The 19,397-nt window shown below is 69.2% G+C and carries 16 protein-coding genes and 1 pseudogene; 5 read left to right on the plus strand and 12 right to left on the minus strand.

Going from position 1 to position 19,397, the window contains the following annotated elements:
• Positions 1 to 10: 10 nt before the first annotated feature.
• Both pth and ACFP3H_RS24055 read right to left on the minus strand, forming a co-directional pair.
• Positions 11 to 581: pseudogene (gene pth / locus ACFP3H_RS24050) on the minus strand (aminoacyl-tRNA hydrolase).
• 21 nt (positions 582 to 602) lie between these two features.
• Positions 603 to 1,226, minus strand: coding sequence for a 50S ribosomal protein L25/general stress protein Ctc (locus tag ACFP3H_RS24055; RefSeq protein WP_378609351.1), 624 nt, complete (start codon positions 1,224 to 1,226; stop codon positions 603 to 605).
• Between the two features lie 304 nt (positions 1,227 to 1,530).
• On the opposite strand from ACFP3H_RS24055, the gene ACFP3H_RS24060 reads away from it, so the two are divergent.
• Positions 1,531 to 3,171, plus strand: coding sequence for a peptide chain release factor 3 (locus ACFP3H_RS24060; protein ID WP_378609353.1), 1,641 nt, complete (start codon positions 1,531 to 1,533; stop codon positions 3,169 to 3,171).
• Positions 3,172 to 3,180: 9 nt separating this feature from the next.
• On the opposite strand, the gene ACFP3H_RS24065 is transcribed toward ACFP3H_RS24060, so the two are convergent.
• Together ACFP3H_RS24065 and ACFP3H_RS24070 are read right to left on the minus strand one after the other, a co-directional pair.
• Positions 3,181 to 3,705, minus strand: coding sequence for a nuclear transport factor 2 family protein (locus tag ACFP3H_RS24065; RefSeq protein WP_378609583.1), 525 nt, complete (start codon positions 3,703 to 3,705; stop codon positions 3,181 to 3,183).
• A gap of 292 nt (positions 3,706 to 3,997) precedes the next feature.
• Positions 3,998 to 4,870: an Abi-alpha family protein gene (locus ACFP3H_RS24070; protein ID WP_378609354.1), complete on the minus strand. Its 873-nt coding sequence runs from the start codon at positions 4,868 to 4,870 to the stop codon at positions 3,998 to 4,000.
• 399 nt (positions 4,871 to 5,269) lie between these two features.
• Here ACFP3H_RS24070 and ACFP3H_RS24075 point away from each other — a divergent pair, with 399 nt between their 5' ends.
• Positions 5,270 to 6,484 (plus strand): DUF445 domain-containing protein, encoded by a 1,215-nt coding sequence (locus ACFP3H_RS24075; RefSeq protein ID WP_378609356.1) that lies wholly within the window; start codon positions 5,270 to 5,272, stop codon positions 6,482 to 6,484.
• Positions 6,475 to 7,314: an Abi-alpha family protein gene (locus ACFP3H_RS24080; protein ID WP_378609358.1), complete on the plus strand. Its 840-nt coding sequence runs from the start codon at positions 6,475 to 6,477 to the stop codon at positions 7,312 to 7,314. Before ACFP3H_RS24075 ends, ACFP3H_RS24080 begins: the two co-directional genes overlap by 10 nt.
• Positions 7,315 to 7,395: 81 nt before the next feature.
• On the opposite strand, the gene ACFP3H_RS24085 is transcribed toward ACFP3H_RS24080, so the two are convergent.
• Entirely contained in the window at positions 7,396 to 9,183 is a 1,788-nt protein-coding gene (locus tag ACFP3H_RS24085) for an ABC-F family ATP-binding cassette domain-containing protein (RefSeq protein ID WP_378609359.1), read from the minus strand.
• A 323-nt stretch (positions 9,184 to 9,506) separates the two neighbouring features.
• The gene (locus ACFP3H_RS24090; RefSeq protein WP_378609361.1) at positions 9,507 to 10,442 is read right to left on the minus strand and encodes a 4-(cytidine 5'-diphospho)-2-C-methyl-D-erythritol kinase; all 936 of its coding nucleotides are present in this window, start codon (positions 10,440 to 10,442) and stop codon (positions 9,507 to 9,509) included.
• Between the two features lie 152 nt (positions 10,443 to 10,594).
• Between ACFP3H_RS24090 and ACFP3H_RS24095 the strand changes: the two genes are divergently transcribed.
• Complete coding sequence (locus tag ACFP3H_RS24095) at positions 10,595 to 10,801, plus strand: heavy-metal-associated domain-containing protein (protein WP_378609362.1); 207 nt, start codon at positions 10,595 to 10,597, stop codon at positions 10,799 to 10,801.
• 50 nt (positions 10,802 to 10,851) lie between these two features.
• On the opposite strand, the gene rsmA is transcribed toward ACFP3H_RS24095, so the two are convergent.
• From rsmA to ACFP3H_RS24125, 6 genes are all read right to left on the minus strand, one after another.
• A complete protein-coding gene (gene rsmA, locus ACFP3H_RS24100; RefSeq protein ID WP_378609364.1) occupies positions 10,852 to 11,733 on the minus strand; it encodes a 16S rRNA (adenine(1518)-N(6)/adenine(1519)-N(6))-dimethyltransferase RsmA in 882 nt (293 codons plus the stop codon).
• 34 nt (positions 11,734 to 11,767) lie between these two features.
• Positions 11,768 to 12,922, minus strand: a complete 1,155-nt coding sequence (locus ACFP3H_RS24105; protein WP_378609365.1) for a lipase family protein — start codon at positions 12,920 to 12,922, stop codon at positions 11,768 to 11,770.
• A 72-nt stretch (positions 12,923 to 12,994) separates the two neighbouring features.
• On the minus strand, positions 12,995 to 14,152 hold the full coding sequence (locus ACFP3H_RS24110) for a lipase family protein (RefSeq protein ID WP_378609367.1): 1,158 nt from the start codon (positions 14,150 to 14,152) through the stop codon (positions 12,995 to 12,997).
• A 200-nt stretch (positions 14,153 to 14,352) separates the two neighbouring features.
• The gene (locus ACFP3H_RS24115; RefSeq protein ID WP_417629270.1) at positions 14,353 to 15,486 is read right to left on the minus strand and encodes an alpha/beta fold hydrolase; all 1,134 of its coding nucleotides are present in this window, start codon (positions 15,484 to 15,486) and stop codon (positions 14,353 to 14,355) included.
• A 174-nt stretch (positions 15,487 to 15,660) separates the two neighbouring features.
• Positions 15,661 to 16,788, minus strand: a complete 1,128-nt coding sequence (locus ACFP3H_RS24120) for a transglycosylase family protein (RefSeq protein ID WP_378609370.1) — start codon at positions 16,786 to 16,788, stop codon at positions 15,661 to 15,663.
• A gap of 177 nt (positions 16,789 to 16,965) precedes the next feature.
• Positions 16,966 to 17,823: a TatD family hydrolase gene (locus ACFP3H_RS24125; protein WP_378609372.1), complete on the minus strand. Its 858-nt coding sequence runs from the start codon at positions 17,821 to 17,823 to the stop codon at positions 16,966 to 16,968.
• Here ACFP3H_RS24125 and metG point away from each other — a divergent pair.
• Positions 17,822 to 19,390, plus strand: a complete 1,569-nt coding sequence (metG, locus tag ACFP3H_RS24130; RefSeq protein ID WP_378609373.1) for a methionine--tRNA ligase — start codon at positions 17,822 to 17,824, stop codon at positions 19,388 to 19,390. The genes ACFP3H_RS24125 and metG overlap by 2 nt on opposite strands.
• Positions 19,391 to 19,397 lie beyond the last annotated feature (7 nt).

Here is a 19,397-nt window from a genome sequence, read left to right on the forward strand (position 1 = left end):
GGGCACGCCCTCAGTGCAGGCTGTTCTGGGCTCCCACCAAGCCCACCTTCAGCAACAACTCGACCGCGTCCGCGGCCTGCTCCACGATCACCGGAACCTCTTTGCGCTCCGGCGCGGAGAACGGCTTCAACACGTAATCGGCCGGATCCTGCCGACCGGGTGGACGGCCGATCCCGATGCGGGTCCGCAGGTACTCCTTGGTGGTCAACGCCTGCGAAATGGATCGCAGCCCGTTGTGCCCACCCTCGCCGCCGCCCTGCTTGAGCTTGAGCGTCCCGAACGGCAGATCCAGTTCGTCGTGGACCACGATCACCTGATCGACGGGCACCGAGAAGAACTTGGCCAGCGCCGCGACCGGGCGCCCGGACAGGTTCATGTACGTGCGCGGTTTGGCGATGAGGATCTGGCGGCCGTCCAGGCGGGCCTGGAGCAGGTCGGCGCCGGATTTCTTGTGCACGGCAAAACGGGANTTCGGCGAGCGCGTCGGCGACCAGGAAGCCCACATTGTGGCGGGTGCGCTCGTACTCGGGGCCGGGGTTACCCAGTCCGACTACGAGCGCGGGCCCGGAAGATTCGGTCACAGGCCGAACCGTAGCGCAGTCCTACTCGGACTCGGGCTCGGTCTCCGCGGTGACGACGTCGGCGGCGGTGCCTTCGCCCTCTTCGTCCAGCTGTGCGGCCGAGGGGGCCTCGATGACGTTGACGATCAGCGCCTCCGGGTCACCGGCCAGGGTGACGCCCGCGGGCAGCGTGATGCTGCCGGCCAGGATCTGGGTGCCGGGCTCGATGCCGTCGATGGCGACCTCGATGGTCTCGGGCAGGTTCAGCGCGTCGGCCTCGATCGACAGGGTGTTGAGCTCCTGGGTGATCAGGGCGCCGGAGACGGCATCGCCGGTCACGACGACGTTGACGTCGGTGGTGACGCGCTCGCCACGCTTGACGATCAGCAGGTCGGCGTGCTCGATGTAGCGACGGATCGGGTGCACGACGACCGACTTGGTCATCGCCAGCTGCTGCTGGCCGTCGATCTGCAGGTTGAGGATGGCGTTGGTGCCGTGCAGACGCAGGATCGCGGCGAACGCCTTGGCGTTCAGCGACAGGTGCTGCGGCTCGGCGTGGTGGCCGTACAGCACGGCGGGCACGTTGCCGTCGCGACGGGTACGGCGAGCGGCGCCCTTACCGAACTCGGTGCGGACAGCGGCTTCGATCAGGTTGACGTCGGACATACGAATGCGCTCCTACGGCTCTTCAAGGCTGGTCATGGGCGACCCATCTACCGGGGTCAAGGTCTACTCGTCGACGACAGAGAACGAACGAGGACGGCCCATCAGCCGAGCCGCGTCGATCACGGTGAGCACACGAGCACTCACCCTCGCCGAGACAACCCGCCAACCATACCGCATCCACCCATTCCACCCGAAACCGCCATGACCCCGACCCGGCACATCCCGACCATGAGAAGGGGCCGCGAACTCGAGCGCGGCGGCGCTCCAATACTCTGGAAAGGCTGCCCCCATCGAAAGGCCCCCTGTGTCCGAGTCCGGAGAGAACGTCGCCACCACCCCCCGCGGACTACCCGCCGAGGTGGCCCGACGCCGCACGTTCGCCGTGATCTCGCACCCCGACGCGGGTAAGTCCACGCTCACCGAGGCGCTGGCCCTGCACGCCAGGATGATCTCCGAGGCGGGCGCGATCCACGGTAAGGCCGGTCGCAAGTCGACCGTGTCGGACTGGATGGAGATGGAGAAGGCGCGCGGCATCTCGGTGAGTTCGACCGCGCTGCAGTTCAACTACCGGGCCGCGGGGTCCGATATCGACAATGTGATCAACCTCGTCGACACCCCCGGTCACTCCGATTTCTCCGAGGACACCTACCGGGTGCTCACCGCTGTCGACGCCGCGGTGATGCTGATCGACGCGGCCAAGGGTCTGGAACCGCAGACGCTCAAGCTGTTCCAGGTGTGTCGCCATCGCGGCATCCCGGTGATCACCGTGATCAACAAGTGGGACCGGCCGGGTCAGGCGCCGCTGGAACTGCTCGACGAGATCAGCGAGCGGATCGGCCTCACGCCCACTCCCCTGTTCCTGCCGGTCGGCATCGCGGGCGATTTCCGCGGTCTGCTGCGGCGCGGACCCGAGGGCGAGGCCACCGAGTACATCCACTTCACCCGCACCGCCGGTGGCGCGACCATCGCCCCCGAGGAGTCGCTGACCCCCGAGCAGGCGCTCGAGCGGGAGGAAGAGGCGTGGACGACCGCGAGCGAGGAGAGCGAACTGCTCTCGGCGACCGGCCAGGACCACGACCAGGAGATGTTCCTGGCGGGCCAGACCTCCCCGGTGATCTACGCCTCGGCGATGCTGAATTTCGGTGTGCGCCAACTGCTCGAGACGCTGGTGGAGCTCGCGCCCGCGCCCGGTTCACGCGAGGACGTCACCGGCAAGGAGCGCACCACCGGTGACCCGTTCAGCGCGGTGGTGTTCAAGGTGCAGGCGGGCATGGACACCGCCCACCGCGACCGGCTGGCGTTCATGCGCATCGTGTCGGGCGAGTTCGAGCGCGGCATGGTGGTGACCCACGCGCAGACCGGTCGCCCGTTCGCCACCAAGTACGCGCTGACGGTGTTCGGCCGCGAGCGCACCACCGTCGACACCGCCTACCCCGGCGACGTCGTCGGCCTGGTCAACGCGACCGCGCTGGCTCCCGGGCACACGCTGTTCGTGGAGAAGAAGGTCGAGTACCCGCCGATCCCGAGCTTCGCCCCCGAGCACTTCGCCAGCCTGCGCGCCCAGAGCGCCGGCAAGTACAAGCAGTTCCGCAAGGCCATCGACCAGCTCGACTCCGAGGGCGTGGTGCAGGTGCTGCGCAACGACGCCCGCGGTGACGCGACGCCGGTGCTGGCCGCGGTCGGGCCGATGCAGTTCGAGGTCGTCACCGCGCGCATGCAGGGCGAGTTCAACGTCGAGACCGAACTCAACTTCCTGCCCTACACGCTGGCCCGCCGCACCGACGCCGAGTCCGCGCCCGAACTGGACCGCCAGCGCGGCGTCGAGGTGTTCACCCGCTCCGACGGGGTGATCCTGGCGCTGTTCAGCGACAAGTGGCGGCTGCAGTACATCGAGAAGGAACACCCCAAGCTCACGCTGGAACCGCTGGTCGCCACCGCCGACTGAGTCGCTCGCTCAGGCGGCCGGACCGGGATTGCGTTCGACCGAGGAGATGTGGTTCTCCTGCGCGATCATGCCCCAGCGGCTGGCGGTGACGCGCAGACTCGGCAGGTCGCTGAGCGAGAGCACGACCTCGTAGGTGCGTTCGTAGCCGGTGTGCGAGATACGCCAGTGCCCGTCGTCGCAGCGCACATAGGCGTCGGTGTAGAAGGCGGCGCCGCGCAGGCACATGTTGTGCTCGGGGATGATCACCGTGTCGGCCAGGTACCAGGTGCCGGTGGCGGTGTCGCCGTCGACATCGATCTCGGGGTGGTCGGCGCGGTGCTCGGTGATCACGTGCGGTCCGAGGGTGTTGCGCAGGAAGGCCAGGAACGCCTCGCGCGACTCGAACTGCAGGTACTCGCTGTAGGTGGCGGTGGCCTCGGGGATGAGGGTGTCGGCGAACTCGTCCCAGGACTTGGTGTCGAGGGTGCGCAGGTAGCGGTACTTCAACCGACTGATCGCGATGAGGTCGTCGGGATGGTCCGGTGGACGTTCGATCGCCGGGGTGGGCTGGTCGTCGTCATCGTCGTCCGGCGGCGCTGGCGCCATCCATACCTCCCCCGAGTCCGACCCGGAGACCAACGGCACGTCGTCCCCGGGCAGCAACGGCTCAGGGCGCACCCCAGTGGCCGCGACGACATCGTCGACGTGCACGCTCGGCGTATCAGGACCCTGTTCCATCCCTCAACGATCCCACCAGATCGCCACTCGCCGCCGGATCTGTATCAGATCGCTATCACTGCCGACACCGGAGTGTGACCTCCCAGGCCGGTGACCGGGGCGCGGCGAGCTAGCCGATGGTGAAACAGGTGCGGCAGAAGTCCTCGCCGAACTCCGAGAGCCGCAGACTCTTGCGCACGATCTTGGGCGCGCGGCCCGCCTTCTTGAGCGCCTGCTCCACGACCGGCTGCACTTCCAGCACCATGTAGCGGCTCAGCACCACCGGGTCGTCGGAGGTGAGCGTGAGGCCGAGCCGGTTGAGGTTGATCAGGTAGGAGCGCGCGCGATCCGGGTAGCGCACGCCCGCCTGCTCGGGCACCGAGGTCAGGTCGCCCTGGACCAGCTCGGAACCGATGCCCAGCGGGCGGTTGGTGCGCACGTCGACCGCGGGCTGCGGACCGTTGAGCGCCATGAACCGCAGGATGCGGGCCTCGTCGGGCGCGACCTCGTCGAGGATGCGGTCGTAGGCCGGGTGCACGTCCTCGGTGAAGTACACGTCGGCCGAACGGGCCAGCAGCGCGTCGCCACGTCGGCGCAGGTCGTCGGTGGTGGCCGAGCGCAGGTACGGGCCGACCGTGATGGCCTGCTGGGTCGCGCCGTTGGGTGTGGGCACGTAGCTGACGATCTCGCGCACCGACCCCTCGGTGACGCCGAGCGCGCTGCGCGCGATGGAGCGAAGGGCGTTGCCGGTGCGCTCGGCGATATCGGCCGAGGACTCCCCGTCCAGGGCGGCCTGCGCCAACTCCTTGGTGACCTCGTAGGTGGTGCCGACGGCCCACTGGCTGCCGCGCACCGCGGTGCCCGCGGCCAGCCCGGCGGCGCGGAACACCCCGCGGATCAACCGTGCTTCGTTGCTGATCTGTCGCTGCTCGACATCCGAGCTGCGCTCGACGGCGCGGGTACCGGCACGGGCCAGGTCCTGTCCGGTCCTGTCGTCTGTCACGTCCTACTCCGAAGTCTCGCCATGTGAACAGTTACTGCCACCGCACGCCCCCTGCGCGCACCAGTTGTGTCCTGTCACGAAATGTGGTGATGGTCATTGTTCCGACTAGCCAGGGTGAATACGGCATTCGGGACAGGTTCTGTGACTGATGTCTCAGACACTACCCTGTGGCCTGCCACACCAGGAATGGACCCCGTTCCTCATCTCACAGTAGGGTCACCTCGCCGCGGGGGTGATAATTTTGGTTCTCGGTGAGGCGGTGGTCACCGGGTATCGGCAGGAGGGCGTGTCGTGTTGGAGAGTTGGTTCGGGTTACACCCGACCCTCCTGCTGGAAATTCTGACTATTCCTCTCTTCACAGGAATTATCGGCTACATCACCAACTGGTCCGGCATTCTCATGCTGTTCCAACCCATCAAATTCCACGGTGTCCGACTGCCGGGACTGCGCGCGATCTTCCCCTACCTGCCCAAGCGGATCCAGGTATTGCCGCTGCTCAGCTATGACGGCCGGATCGGTTGGCAGGGCATCGTGCCCTCGCGCGCCGACAAGATGGCCAGCATCGCGGTGGACAAGGGACTGTCCAAACTGGGCAGTGTCTCAGACTTCTACCGCGAGCTCGATCCGGAGAAGCTGGCCGAACATCTGGCCGAGGTGGCCGACGCGCAGATCCGCGACATCGTCGAGGTGATCCTGCGCCGCGAACACCCCCAGCTCTGGTACAACCTGCCCGTTCAGGTCCGCGAGATGATCCATCAGCGGGTGCGCTCGCAACTGCCCGAGATCCTGCGCGACCTCACGGTCGAACTCGGCGCCAATATCGATCAGCTGCTCGATGTGAAGCAGATGGTGATCCGGTACTTCCAGGCCCGCCCGCAACTGCTCAACCAGCTGTTCCAGGTGCTCGGCGCCAAGGAACTGCGCTTCATGCAGAACTTCGGTTTCTACTTCGGCGCACCGTGCGGGCTGCTGCTGGTCCTCGCCCTGCACACCACCGGGCTCTCGCCGCTGGTCATCCTGCCGATCGGCGGCATCATCATCGGCTGGGTGGTGAACTGGGTCGGCATCAACATGATCTTCGCGCCCGCCACGCCGAAATGGTGGTGCCCGTGGCGCCAGGGGCTGCTGATCAAGCGCCAGCCCGAGATCACCGCCGGCTACGCCGCGCTGGTGTCCACCGAGGTCGTCACCGTCGCCAATATCGGCGACGAACTACTCAACGGCCCACGCTCGGACCGCACCCTGCAGATGCTCGAGGACACCCTGCGCCCGGCCGCCGACCGCGCGCTCGGCCCGGCCCGCCCGGCGGTGAAGTTCATGCTCGGCAGCCGCGAATACGACACGCTGCAAACGACACTCACCGCCCAGGCCATGACCATCGCGCCGCTGGCCTTCGCCGACCCCGCGTTCAACGTGCAGCAGGGACGGCAGGTCAACGAGTACATCGCCCGACAAATGTCCGCACTTTCGCCGCACGACTTCGTGGACATGTTGCGCTCGGCGATCAAACAGGACGAATGGTTGCTTTTTGTCCATGGCGGCGCGCTGGGGCTGCTCGCCGGATACGCTCACATCCTGGTCTTCGGAACAGGAGTAGCGACGACATGGATGTAGACGACGGGACCTCGTCCACCGAGCTGGTGCGACGATCGGTGCCGCCGCTCGAAGTGTCCGGTGACAAGCTCGACCTGTCCCCGGCCGCGACGGTCCGGGCGGCCACCGGGGTCGCGCGGGTCGCGTTGACCGCGGCCTCCGGGATGACGCTGTGGACCCTGGACACCGCCCTCGGCGTGACCGTCACGGTGCTGCGCGGCAGCATGGCGGGCCACCCGCCCAACGAGGTGCTCGCCGAGGCGGAAAACGAAGTGCGCGACCGACTCCGCCACGCCCTCGGCCTGCCCAGCGCGGGCGAGAACCGCCGCGATACGGACACGCCAACCCTGCGCGAACAGGGCGCCGAACTGCTGCGCCTGTCGGCCAGCACGCACGTCACCCAGCCCGATTCGCATCCGGCCTACCCCGGCATCCTCGCCGAGATCACCCCCGACGAAGCCCGCATCCTGCGCTTCCTGCACGTCGACGGGCCGCAACCGGCCATCGACGTGCGCACCGGCCGCCAACGCGCCTTCGGCGGCGAACGGCTGATCAGCGGACTCACCATGCTCGGCGACCACGCGGGCCTGCGCTTCCCGAACCGGGTGCCGCAGTACCTGCCCAACCTGCGCAGGCTCGGGCTCATCGAGTCCACCCGCGACCCGGTCGGCAACCCGCACCGCTACCAGGTCATCGAGGCCCAGGAGCAGGTGCGAGAAGCGTTGAAGCGCACGGGCTTCGGCACGAAGGTGAGCTACCGCAGCATCCTGCTCACCGAGTTCGGCGCCGATTTCGTGCAAACGTGCCTGCCGGTCGTCATCGGAGACTCCAGGGAGTCAGCGGGCAGCTGATCCCACGCCTTGGATGACTCGTCGGGGACGGGCTGGCGCGACAACACCCAGCTGGACCAACCCGCGCCCTCGCGCCCAGGTTCAGTCGGCGGCCTCAGCCAATTCCATCCAGCGCTCTTCGGCCGCTTCTTTCTCGGCGACAACGTCTTTCAGCTCGGCGCCCAGCTTCACCAGCTTGTCCGGGTCGGTCGCGGCGTCGGCCAGGGCCTTGTGGAGTTTCTGTTCGCGCTCGTCGAGCTTGGCGATGCTGCGCTCGACCTTCGACAGTTCCTTGCGGGCCGCGCGACGGTCGAACGAATCCGTGGACCCGCCACCGGTTTTCGCCGTCAGCGGCTTGCTGTTGCCCGCCATGGCGGCGCGCTTGGTCAGGTAGGAGTCGATGCCGCCGGGCAGGTTGGTGAGCTTGCCGTCGCCGAACAGGGCCCAGGTGGAGTCACAGATGCGCTCGACGAGGTAGCGGTCGTGGCTGATGACCACCAGCGTGCCCGCCCAGTTGTCGAGCAGGTCCTCCAGCTGCTGGAGGGTATCGATGTCGAGGTCGTTGGTGGGCTCGTCGAGCAGCAGGACGTTCGGTTCGGCCATCAGGATGCGGGTGAGTTGCAGGCGACGGCGTTCGCCACCGGACAGGTCGCCGACGGGGGTGCGCTGGCGGGCCGGCGTGAAGCCGAGTCGCTCGGCGAGCTGGCCGGCCGAGATCTCCTTGTCGCCCAGCATGATTCGCTGCGCGACCTGCTGCACCGCCTCGAGCACGCGCATATCGGTGGGCAGGTCGTCGAGTTCCTGGCGCAGCCACCCGATCTGCACGGTCTGGCCCTGGATCCGCTTGCCCGTGGCGGGCTCGGTCTCCCCGGCCAGCGCGCGCAGCAGCGTGGTCTTGCCCGACCCGTTCACACCGACCAGACCGACGCGCTCGCCGGGCGCGAGCCGCCAGGTGAGATCGCCGACCAGTTCGCGGCCGTCGGGGGTGGTGAGGGTGGCGTCCTCGAGCTCGATCACCACGCGGCCCAGGCGCTTGCGCGCGAACGCGGCCAGCGAGACCGAGTCGCGCGGCGGCGGCACATCGGCGATCAGCGCCTCGGCGGCCTCCACCCGGTAGCGCGGCTTGGACGTGCGGGCCTTGGCGCCGCGGCGCAGCCAGGCCAGTTCCTTGCGGGCCAGGTTGGCGCGGCGGGCCTCGGAGGCGTCGGCCTGGCGGGCGCGTTCGGCGCGGGCGTAGATCCAGTCGCCGTAGCCGCCCTCGTAGACCTCCACCTTGCCGCCGACGACCTCCCAGGTGCGGGTGGCGACGGTGTCGAGGAACCAGCGATCGTGGGTGACGACGACGAGCGCGGTGCGCCGGGCGACCAGGTGCGCGGCCAGCCACTGCACGCCCTCGATGTCGAGGTGGTTGGTCGGCTCGTCGAGCACGAGCAGGTCCAGATCGCGCACCAGCGCGGCCGCCAGCGCGACGCGGCGGCGTTCGCCACCGGAGAGGTTGGTGACCAGGGTGTCCAGGCCCAGATCGGCGATGCCGATGCCCTCGAGGATCGAGCGCACGCGCGAATCGGCGGCCCACTGGTGGTCGGCGATATCGGCGGTGGACAGGTCGTCGGACAGTCCGGCGAACACGATCGAGCCGATGCTCGCGCCCTCGGGCAGCACGCCGCGCTGGGTGACCACGGCCATCCGCAGCCCACCGACCCGGCTCACCCGACCCTTGTCCGGCGGCTCCAGCCCGGTCAGGACCTCGAGCAACGTGGTCTTACCGCCACCGTTGAGGCCGACCACCCCGATCCGCTCCCCCGCGTGGATGCCGAGGGAGACGTCATCCAGCAGCGGCTTGACGCCGAAGCTCTTGGAGACCTGTTCCAGGTTGATCAGGTTGGACATGGATGCAGCTCGCCTGTTCCGCCTCCCCGCGACGGTGGACCGGACTCAGGCGCGGGGAGGCGGCGCGTCAGCGGCTTGGGTTGGACTGCTGGATCAGTTGGCTCGTCCCCCGCGAGCTGCCTATGTCCATACGAGATCTCTTGCTGTCGATCATAGAGGACCGGCCGGTACCGACTCCGGCCCGCGCTACCGGGGGCTGCGGTGATCAGCACTCGACGCGCGTCCCGGTGACGAGCACGCGCGAGGCCACTGTCACTTCCTCGCCCCGGTCAGGGCAGTCAGCGGAGTCGAGCACGCGCGGGGGCGGGCCGGGGCGGCCACGGTCAGCGGCGGCCGTGGGCCTCGCTGTCGAGCACGCGCGCCCCTGGGACCGGCCCGCTGGCCGTGCGGACGCTGCGGCACACCCCCGCACCCGCAAGTTCGGCGGCGACCCCGATCGCGGCCTCCTCGGATTCGCACAGGAACGCGCACGTGGGGCCGGAGCCGGAGATCAGACCAGCCAGCGCGCCCGCGCCGACGCCCGCGCGCAGGGTGCGGCGCAGTTCCGGCTTCAGTGACAGCGCGGCGGCTTGCAGGTCGTTGCCGAGGAGTGGGGCGAGAGTGTGCGGGTCGCCCGCGGCCAGGGCCTGCATGAGTTTCTGGGGGTCGCCCAGGCGGGGCGGGTCGCCCTCGGCGCGCAGGCGGTCGAGTTCGGCGAAGACCGACGGGGTGGACAGGCCGTCCTTGGCCAGGGCGAGGACCCAGTGAAAGGTGTTGCGGGACAGGACCGGGAGCAGCCGTTCGCCGCGACCGGTGCCGAGGGCGGTGCCGCCGTGCAGGGAGAACGGCACGTCGCTGCCGATCTCGGCGGCGATCGAGGACAGTTCGTCGCGGCTCAGGCCCAGATCCCACAGTTCGTTGAGGCCGACCAGCGCGGCGGCGGCGTCGGCGCTGCCGCCCGCCATGCCGCCTGCCACGGGGATGCCCTTGGTGATCGCGATCTCGACCAGCGGCGCGCGCCCGGCCAGGTGCGCCAGGCGCACGGCGGCCTTCCAGACCAGGTTGGTGCGGTCGGTGGGGACGTCGGCGGCGCCTTCGCCGGTGACCCGGACGGTGAGCGAGGACGCGGGGGCCAGGCGCAGGTCGTCGGCCAGCGACAGCGCCTGGAAAACGGAAGTGAGGTCGTGGTATCCGTCCGGGCGCAGATCAGCGACTCCGAGATGCAGGTTCACCTTCGACGGAGCTCGCACGACGACCGGGCTGGGCACAACTGACAGCACGATTACCAAGCGTAATCGGTCCTACCGACTGGTACGCGCGTCGAACTCCGACGGTGGCGCCCAACCCTTGCGCAAGGTACCCCTTGGGGGTATGTTCGTGCGGGTCGGGGATATACCCCTGGCCCGTATTTTTCACAGCGAAGGAGTCGGCCATGGCCACCAGCACCTACACCGTCACAGGGATGACCTGCGGACATTGCGTGAGCTCGGTCAAGCAGGAGATCGGCAAGATCGACGGCGTCACCGGCGTGGACGTCGACCTCGCCAGCGGGCTCGTGCGCGTCGACAGCGCCGGCGAGCTGACCGACACCGACGTGGCCGCCGCGGTCGACGAAGCCGGTTACGCGCTCAGCGAGTGATCGCACGCGAAACGGGACCTGCCGAACACTCGGCAGGTCCCGTTCGTGGTCTAGGTGGTGGCCGCCAGCCGGACGAACGCGGCGGTGTCGAGGGTCTCGCCCCGCGCGGTCGGGTCGATACCGGCCGCGACCAGCCGCCGCTCCGCCTCCGCGGGCGTGCCCGCCCAGCCGGACAGGGCCGCCCGCAATGTCTTTCGCCGCTGCGCGAAGGCCGCGTCGATCACCTCGAACACGCGCCGACGATGCGCCTCGTCCATCGGCCACGGCGGTTCGGCGTACCGGTCGATGCGCACCAGCCCCGATTCCACGCGCGGCACCGGCCAGAAGACCTGCGTGCCCACGTGCCCGGCGCGGCGGACCTTGCCGAAGAACCCAGCCTTCACGCTGGGCACCCCGTACACCCGATTGCCGGGTTCGGCGGCGAGCCGGTCGGCCACCTCGGCCTGGACCATCACCAGCGACACCTGAATGCTCGGCAGGATCGCCAGCAGGTGTAGCAGCACCGGCACGGCCACGTTGTAGGGCAGGTTCGCCACCAGCGCGGTCGGCATGGCGGGCAGCTGTTCGGGCCGCACCCGCAGCGCGTCGGCCTCGACCACCCGCAGGTTGTCGACGAGTCGGGGCGCGCGATCGGTGACGGTCTCGGGCAGGTAGTTCGCCAGCACCGGGTCGATCTCGACGGCGATCACCTGGTCGACCACATCGAGCAGCGCCAAGGTCAGCGAACCGAGACCCGGTCCGACCTCGAGGACGGTGTCGCCCGCGCCCACCCCGGCCGCGGCGACGATGCGCCGCACCGTGTTGCCGTCGTGGACGAAGTTCTGGCCGAGCTGTTTGGTCGGCCGGACGCCGAACCGTTCGGCCAGCGTCCGCACCTCGACCGGACCGAGCAGGGCTGCACTACCGCGAGCGGAATTCTCTGGTTCGGACACTGCTTGAACCTACCAACCTCGCCGACCGGGCAGCTCAGCGCTGTGGCGGGGCCGCGTTGACGCGGTCGAGGAAGGCGCCGATGGCGGCGAGCTGCTCGGGCGAGACCGAGCCGTGCGTTCCGGTGCCGAGCACCACCTGCTGGTCGACGCCGTTGGCGGCGAATTGGGCCACCAGCGCGGCGTGCAGCGGGGACGGCACGACGGTGTCGGTGGCGTTCATCGACAGCAGGATCGGGGCGTCGTAGCCGCTGGTCGGCAGCATCATGTACGCGTCGAGCGCCCCGCGCAGCCCGGCGAGCGGACGGGTGAGCAGGTCGGCCGAGGTGAGACCGCCGGTCGCGGCGAAGATCTCGTCGAGGCACTGGCCACCGGCCGCGTCGACGATCGCCCGGCCGCGCTCGGTCAGGTAGGAGTTCACGTCGACCTCGGGGCGGGCGTTGCGCAGCCCCGCCAGGATGCTGACCAGGAACGACGTGGTGCCCGCCGAGCTCAGCAGCGGCGGGGTGTCGGGTCCGAGGAAGGGCAGTACCTTCTCCACATCCGAGGCCGCGTCGATCGCGAAGGTGCCGCGGAAGTCCAGCTCGGGGGCGTATTCGGCCTGTAGATGTGCCGCGCTCAGGGCCGCGTGGCCGCCCTGGGAGGTGCCCGCGGCGGTCCAGGTTCGCGACAGCGCCGGGTCGGCGGCGCGGGCCGCGCGGACCAGGTCGATGACCGAGGTCGCCTCGCTGCGGACCTCGAGATAGGGGTGCGCGCCGGTGTCGAAGCGGCCGAGGCCCAGGTAGTCGGGGGTCACCACCGCGTAGCCCTGGCCGACGAGTCGCTGGATCAGCCGGTCCTCGGCGGCCCGGTGCGCGGGCAGCGGCGCGAGTTCCGGATCGGCCTGACCGCCGCAGCCGGGGCCGGAGCCGGAGGTGCCGTGGGCGTAGGCCACGATCGGCCAGCCGCCCGCGGGCGCGTCGCCTTCGGGGACGAACATCGCCCCGCTGGCCGGACGCGCGACGCCGGACGAGTCGGTCATCCAGTACTCGACCGAGGAACCCCCGGTGAGGCCGTGCCAGCCCGCGGGTTCGGCCTGCACCGAGATGAGCGTGCCCGGCGTCGCCGCCGCGGCCGGGGTAAAGCCCGCGGCGACCAGGGCGCTCGCGGCCATGGCGGCGACCACGGTCGCGCGAATCGGGTTCTTCAGCACAGTTCGGTCTCCTACCGGGCGGTCACGATCTCGGCCGAAGTGTACTGATCGACCGGGTCCGCGACCCCGAGATCAGCGCAGCGGCGGCGCGGAATTGATACGCAGTACGAAATTGTCGAGCGCGGTCCACATCTGCGGGCTCAGCGTCGTGTGCTGACCGAACCCGACGACCGTCTCGACATCGACCCCACCCAGCGCGAACTGCGCCACGAGCGCGGCGTGCAGCGGCGAGGGCACCACGGTGTCGGTCGCGTTGACCAGCAACAGGATCGGGGCGTCGTAGCCGGAGGTGGGCAGGGTCATGTACTCGGTGAGCGCCGCCTGCAACGGACCGTCCGACAGCGGCCGCGCGAACAGTTCGCCCAGACCGAGGCCCTTCACCTCGCCCACGATCTCGTCGATGCACTGGCCGCCTGCCGCGTCCAGGATTTCCCGCCCCTTGGGAGTGAGGTACGAATCGACCTCGGCTTCGGGGTGGGTGTCGCGCAGCCCGGCCAGGATGCTCACGGTGAACCCGGTCAGGCCCGCGGTGCCCTCGATCGCCGGGATCCCCGGTCCGAGCAGCGGCAGTACTTTCTCCACGTCGGAGGCCGGGTCCACCGCGGCGGTGCCACGGAAGTCGAGTTCGGGGGCGTAGCTCGCCTGGAGGGCGGCGGTGCTCAGCGCGGCGTGGCCGCCCTGGGAGGCGCCGACGGCGCTCCACGTGCGCGAGAGATCGGCGTTCGCGGCACGGGCGGCGCGCACGAGATCGATCGTGGCGGTGGCCTCGCTGCGCACCTCGAGGTACGGGTGCGGGCCGGTGTCGAAACGGCCGAGGCCGAGGTAGTCGGGCGCGACGACGGCGAAACCCTGGTCGACCAGGCGTCCGATCAGCTCGTCCTCGGCGGCCCGGTTCGCGGGCAGCGGGGCGAGATCGGGATCGGCCTGCCCACCGCAGCCCGGCCCGGAACCGAGGGTGCCGTGGTCGTAGGCGATGATCGGCCAGCCGGTGGCGGGCGCGTCGCCCGACGGCAGGAACAGCGCGCCGCTGGCGGGTCGCTCGGCGCCGGCCGAGTCGGTGGTCGTGTACTCGATCACCGAACCACCGAGTCCGTGGTGCCAGTCCGCGGGGCGTGGTTCGGTCGCGAGGGCGGTGCCCGGTTCCGCCGAGGCGGGCGCGAAGGTGGCGGTTACCAGCGCCGCTGCGGTGAGGGTGGCCGCGAACGCAGCGCGGTTCATGGTGGTCGACATCTAGGGTCGCCTTTCGGAACGATCGGCTCAGAACCTGGACAACCGTACAGTAGAAAACCTGAGAGTTTCGGCCCTTCGCTATCGACCGGCAACTCGTCTAATTCGCCCGTGACCAGCGACTACGCCGCGCGGTCTCATGAACTCGAAATTCTCAGTAACGCCGTCGAGCTGTGAGCCGACTCGCATCGCGGCCGCGCCGGTCAGGAGTGGACCCGGTCGAGGAACTCGTCGATCGCCGCCCACATGGTCGGATTCAGGTCGCAGTGGCCGCCGAAACCGACGACCGGGGTGTAGTGCACGCCGTTGGCGGTGAACTGGGCGGCCAGGGCGGCGTGCAGCGGGGAGGGGACGGTGCGGTCGGTGGCGTTGACCAGCAGCAGGATCGGGGCGTTGTAGCCGCTGGTCGGGACGGTCATGTAGTCGGCCATCGCGGAGCGGAACGGTTCGGCGCCGAGCGGTTTCGCTAACAGTTGGCCCAGGGTCAGACCGGCTACTCGCGCGTCGATGTCGTCCTGGCACATCGTGCCGATCTCGGCGATGATCCGCTGCCCGAGCGGACTGAGGACACTGTCCACCTGGGCGTCGGGTCGCGCGGCCCGCATACCGGCCAGGATGCTCGCCGAGAAGCCGAGGATGCCGCCGCCGAGTTGGTCCGGGTTGCCCGGCACGAGCACCGAGGCGACCTTCTCCACGTCCGATTCCGGGTCGATCGCGATGGTGCCGCGGAAGTCCAGTTCCGGCGCGTAGCTCGCCTGCCGGTGCCCGGTTCCCAAAGCTGCCTGCCCACCCTGCGACATCCCCGCCGCCACCCATGTCGGCGACAGGTCCGACCGCACCGAGCGGGCCGCCCGCAGCAGATCGATGGTGGCGGTGGCCTCGGTGTCGAGGCCGAGGTAGGGGTGCGGGCCGGTGTCGAAGCGGCCGAGCCCGAGGTAGTCGGTCGCGACCACCGCGAAGCCCCTGTCCACCATGCGATGCAGGAACTGCACCTGCGTCAGCGGCCACGCCGGCCCGGCCTCGGTCGACATCCCACCGCACCCCGACGCGAGTCCGGTGGTGCCGTGATCCCAGGCCACGACCGGCCATCCGCCCGCCGGAGCCGGACCCACGGGCAGGAACAACGCCCCGCTCGCCGGCTGGGTCGCCCCGCCGACACCGCGCGTCCAGTATTCGATGATCTGCGTTTCGCCCATCCCCCGGAACCCGTCGGCCCGCTCGACCGCGATCACCCCGCCCGGCGCCGCCGCCTGCGCGACCCCCACCGGCCCCACCGCGACCCCCGCCGCGATCACGAACGCCAGCCCCGCCCGCCGCCACGCCGAAACCGTCAGCATCACACCACCCGTCGACTCGTCCACGAGCCGAGCCACCGCACGAGCACAGCAGAAACCCGGCGAAACGAGCACAACCTACCGCGCGGCAGACTCCACGCCACCGAGCCACACGGGGGCTGACCGAACTCGACTCAGACCGAGGAGCCGCCGACGCCGTCCGGCGGCGCGGGGGGCCTAGCCGAGGCCGAGGCGGCTGGTGCAGGAGGGCCAGGCGCCCCAACCCTGGCGTGCCCGCGTCACCTCCGCGATGGCGATCTGTTCCTCGCGGGTGGCCAGGTCGGCGCGGGGGGCGTACCGGGTGCCGCCCTGGCGTTCCCAGGTGCTCTGGTCGAACTGGATGCCGCCGTAGTAGCCGTTGCCGGTGTTGATGGCCCAGTTCCCCGTGGACTCGCACTGGGCGAGCGCGTCCCAGACGGCGCCGTCGCGGACGGGCGGGACCTCGGTGCCGGGCTTGGCGCCCTTGCGGATCGTCTTGGGCTGGGCGGGGGTGAGCACGTTCGAATGCACCTGCACGCGAGACTCTTCCACCCCGTTGACCAGCTTCACCGCGAACGTGGCCTCGTGCAGGCCCGGTGCGCCCGGGTTCTCGACCACGGTGCGGCTCATGTTCATGGTCTCGTCCTCGATCACCGTTTCGGTGGGATCGAGCGGCAGGGTCTCGGTGCGCTGTTCGGTGCGCTGGCGGGTCACCACGATCTGCATGCCCTCGTCGAGCGGGGTCGCGGCGTCGGGCACCGTGAAGTCCTCGTCTTTGAGCGGAATCCCCGCGGCACTGAGGAATTCGCCGATGGTCGCGGCGGCCAGGCGCACGTCGACCGGTGCGGCGGCGCCGTCGACCAGCGAGATGTTGCGCGGGGTGTACACGCTCAGCGCGGCACCGGCCAGCGGCAGTTTCTCGGTGCGGGTGGGCACCACGTGGGTGTCGGACGGGATCTGCATGGCGGCCAACGCGTCACCGGCGGTGGCGCGGGTGGTCCAGACCTTGCGCTCCACGCCGTCGATGGTCACGGTGATCTCGCGACCGCGGTTGAGCGTGATGGTGGCGCCGTCGCTCACCTTGGCACCGACGGCCGGGATGACCTCGTCGTGCTCGGCGACCTCGTAGCCGGCGTCGGCCAGGATCGCCCGCACGTCACGGGACATGGTGGTGAGCTCGGTGCGCTCGCCGTCGATGACGATCGCGACCGTCTTGTGGTTCACGATGGCCAGCGAGGCGCCGACGAGCAGAATCAGCAGCATGGCTCCGACCGCCGCGAACAGCAGCGGTGAGCGAGACGAGTTGATCCGTGCGAAAGCCGACATGGTTACAGAACGATAACGACAAGGTCGGCCCTCGACAACAGCAACCGCCCCGATCAGCGGGACCGCAGATCACGATTCGGCGAAGACGCAGCCATAACGTAACGAAATGAGCTCGAAATGTGATGCACATCACGTTTGATGTATACGGACCTAGTCAGACCTGCGGCGGTCGATTCCCTACCGAATCCGGTACAACCTGCGCGCGTTCGCGGTGGTGATCTCGGCCAGCTCGCCCGGATCCTGGTCGCGCACCTCGGCCAGCGCCCGCACGGTGTAGGGCAGGCAGTACGACTCGTTCGGCGCCCCGCGATACGGGTGCGGGGTCAGATACGGGGCGTCGGTCTCCACCAGGATCTGATCGTCGGGCACCAGCTTGGCGGCCTCGCGAAGTTCGTGCGCGTTCTTGAAACTCACGGTGCCGGAGAAACTCAGCACGTACCCCTCGGCCACGCACGCCTGCGCCATCGTGGCGTCGGAGGAGAAGCAGTGGAAGATCACCGTGTCCGGCGCGCCCTCGTCGAGCAGCACCGTGAGCAGGTCGTGGTCGGCCTCGCGGTTGTGGATCATCAGCGGCTTGCGCACGCGTTTGGCCAGGTCGATGTGCCAGCGGAAACCCTCGATCTGGGTTTCGATATCGGCGCACCCGTCGAGCTTGCCCGGCCAGAAGTAGTCGAGCCCGGTCTCGCCGATCGCGACCACGCGCGGGTCGGTGGCGAGGTGCTCGAGCTCGGCCTTGGCCTTGTCGTCGAGGGCGTTGGCCCTGGTCGGATGCAAGGCGACGGCGGCGTACACCCGCGGATCCCACTGCGCGGCCTGGACCGCCCACTGCGCGGCGGCGAGGTCGTCGGCGACGGTCACCACGTGCCCGACACCGGCCGACGCGGCGCGGTCCACGATCGCCGTGGTCGAGGCGGCATCGGTCGCGCCACAGGCGTCCAGATGGGTGTGCGCGTCGATCAGCGGCGCGAGCGGCGGAGGTACGGGCGGAGCCGGACGATTCGTATTTGCCACCCGGATTACAGTAATGGGCACCATGACTGCACCCGAAGGCGCCGAGGCGCCCGCCTTCTACGTGACCACGGCCATCGCGTATCCGAACGGTGCGCCGCATATCGGCCACGCCTACGAGTACATCTCCACCGACGCGATCGCCCGCTTCAAGCGGCTCGACGGTTACGACGTGTTCTTCATGACCGGCACCGACGAGCACGGTCAGAAGATGCAGCAGACCGCCGCCACCGAGGGCATCCCGGTGCAGGAGCTCGCCGCGCGCAACTCCGACGTCTTCGAGGCGATGGACAAGGCCCTCGACATCTCCTACGACCGGTTCATCCGCACCACCGACGCCGACCACAAGGCCGCCAGCGTGGCCATCTGGGAGCGGATGCTCGCCAACGGCGACATCTACCTCGGCAACTACTCCGGCTGGTACTCGGTGCGCGACGAGGCCTTCTACACCGAGGAGGAGACCACCCTCCTGCCCGACGGCACCCGCGAGTCCACCGAGACCAAGACCCCGGTCACCTGGACCGAGGAGTCGAACTACTTCTTCAAGCTCTCCGAGTACCAGGACAAGCTGCTGGCGCTCTACGAGGAGCGGCCCGAGTTCATCGCGCCGTCCACGCGCCGCAACGAGATCATCAGCTACGTCAAGGCCGGGCTCAAGGACCTGTCGATCTCGCGCACCACCTTCGACTGGGGTGTTCCGGTGCCCGGCGAACCCGACCACGTGATGTACGTGTGGGTCGACGCGCTCACCAATTACCTGACCGGCGTCGGTTTCCCGAACACCGACTCGGCCGAGTTCCAGAAGTTCTGGCCCGCGAACCTGCACATCATCGGCAAGGACATCACCCGGTTCCACACGGTGTACTGGCCCGCGTTCCTGATGTCGGCCGGGATCGAACTGCCGGACCGGGTGTTCGTGCACGGGTTCCTGTACAACAAGGGCGAGAAGATGTCGAAGTCGACGGGCAACGTCGTCGACCCGCTCGCGCTGGTGGACATCTACGGCCTGGACCAGGTGCGGTTCTTCCTGCTGCGCGAGATCTCCTACGGCCAGGACGGCAGCTACAGCAACGACGCCATCGCCGGCCGCATCAACGCCGACCTGGCCAACGAGTTCGGCAACCTGGTCCAGCGCAGCCTGACCATGGTCAACAAGAACTGCGACGCCAAGTCCCCCACCCCCGGCGAGTTCACCGACGAGGACCGCGCCCTGCTCGACCGCGCCAACGGTCTGCTCGCCAAGTGCCGCACCGAGTTCGACGTCCAGCAGATGCACCTCGCCCTGGAGGCCATCTGGCTCACCCTCGGCGAAACCAACCGCTACTTCTCCGCCAACGCCCCCTGGGCGCTGCGCAAGTCGGGCACCGACGAGGACCTGGCCCGCATGACGACCGTCCTCTACGTCACCCTCGAGGTGGTCCGCATCGTCGCCATCCTGGTCCAACCGGTCATGCCCGGCTCCGCCGCCAAGATCCTGGACCTGCTCGCCCAGGAAAACCGCACCTTCGCCGACATCGCCACTCCCCTGGCCCCGGGCCTGGACCTCCCCGCCCCCGAACCGGTCTTCCCGCGCTACGTGGAACCGAAGGAATAGTCGAACG

Source organism: Nocardia lasii (genome assembly GCF_042658545.1).
GTDB lineage: Bacteria > Actinomycetota > Actinomycetes > Mycobacteriales > Mycobacteriaceae > Nocardia > Nocardia lasii.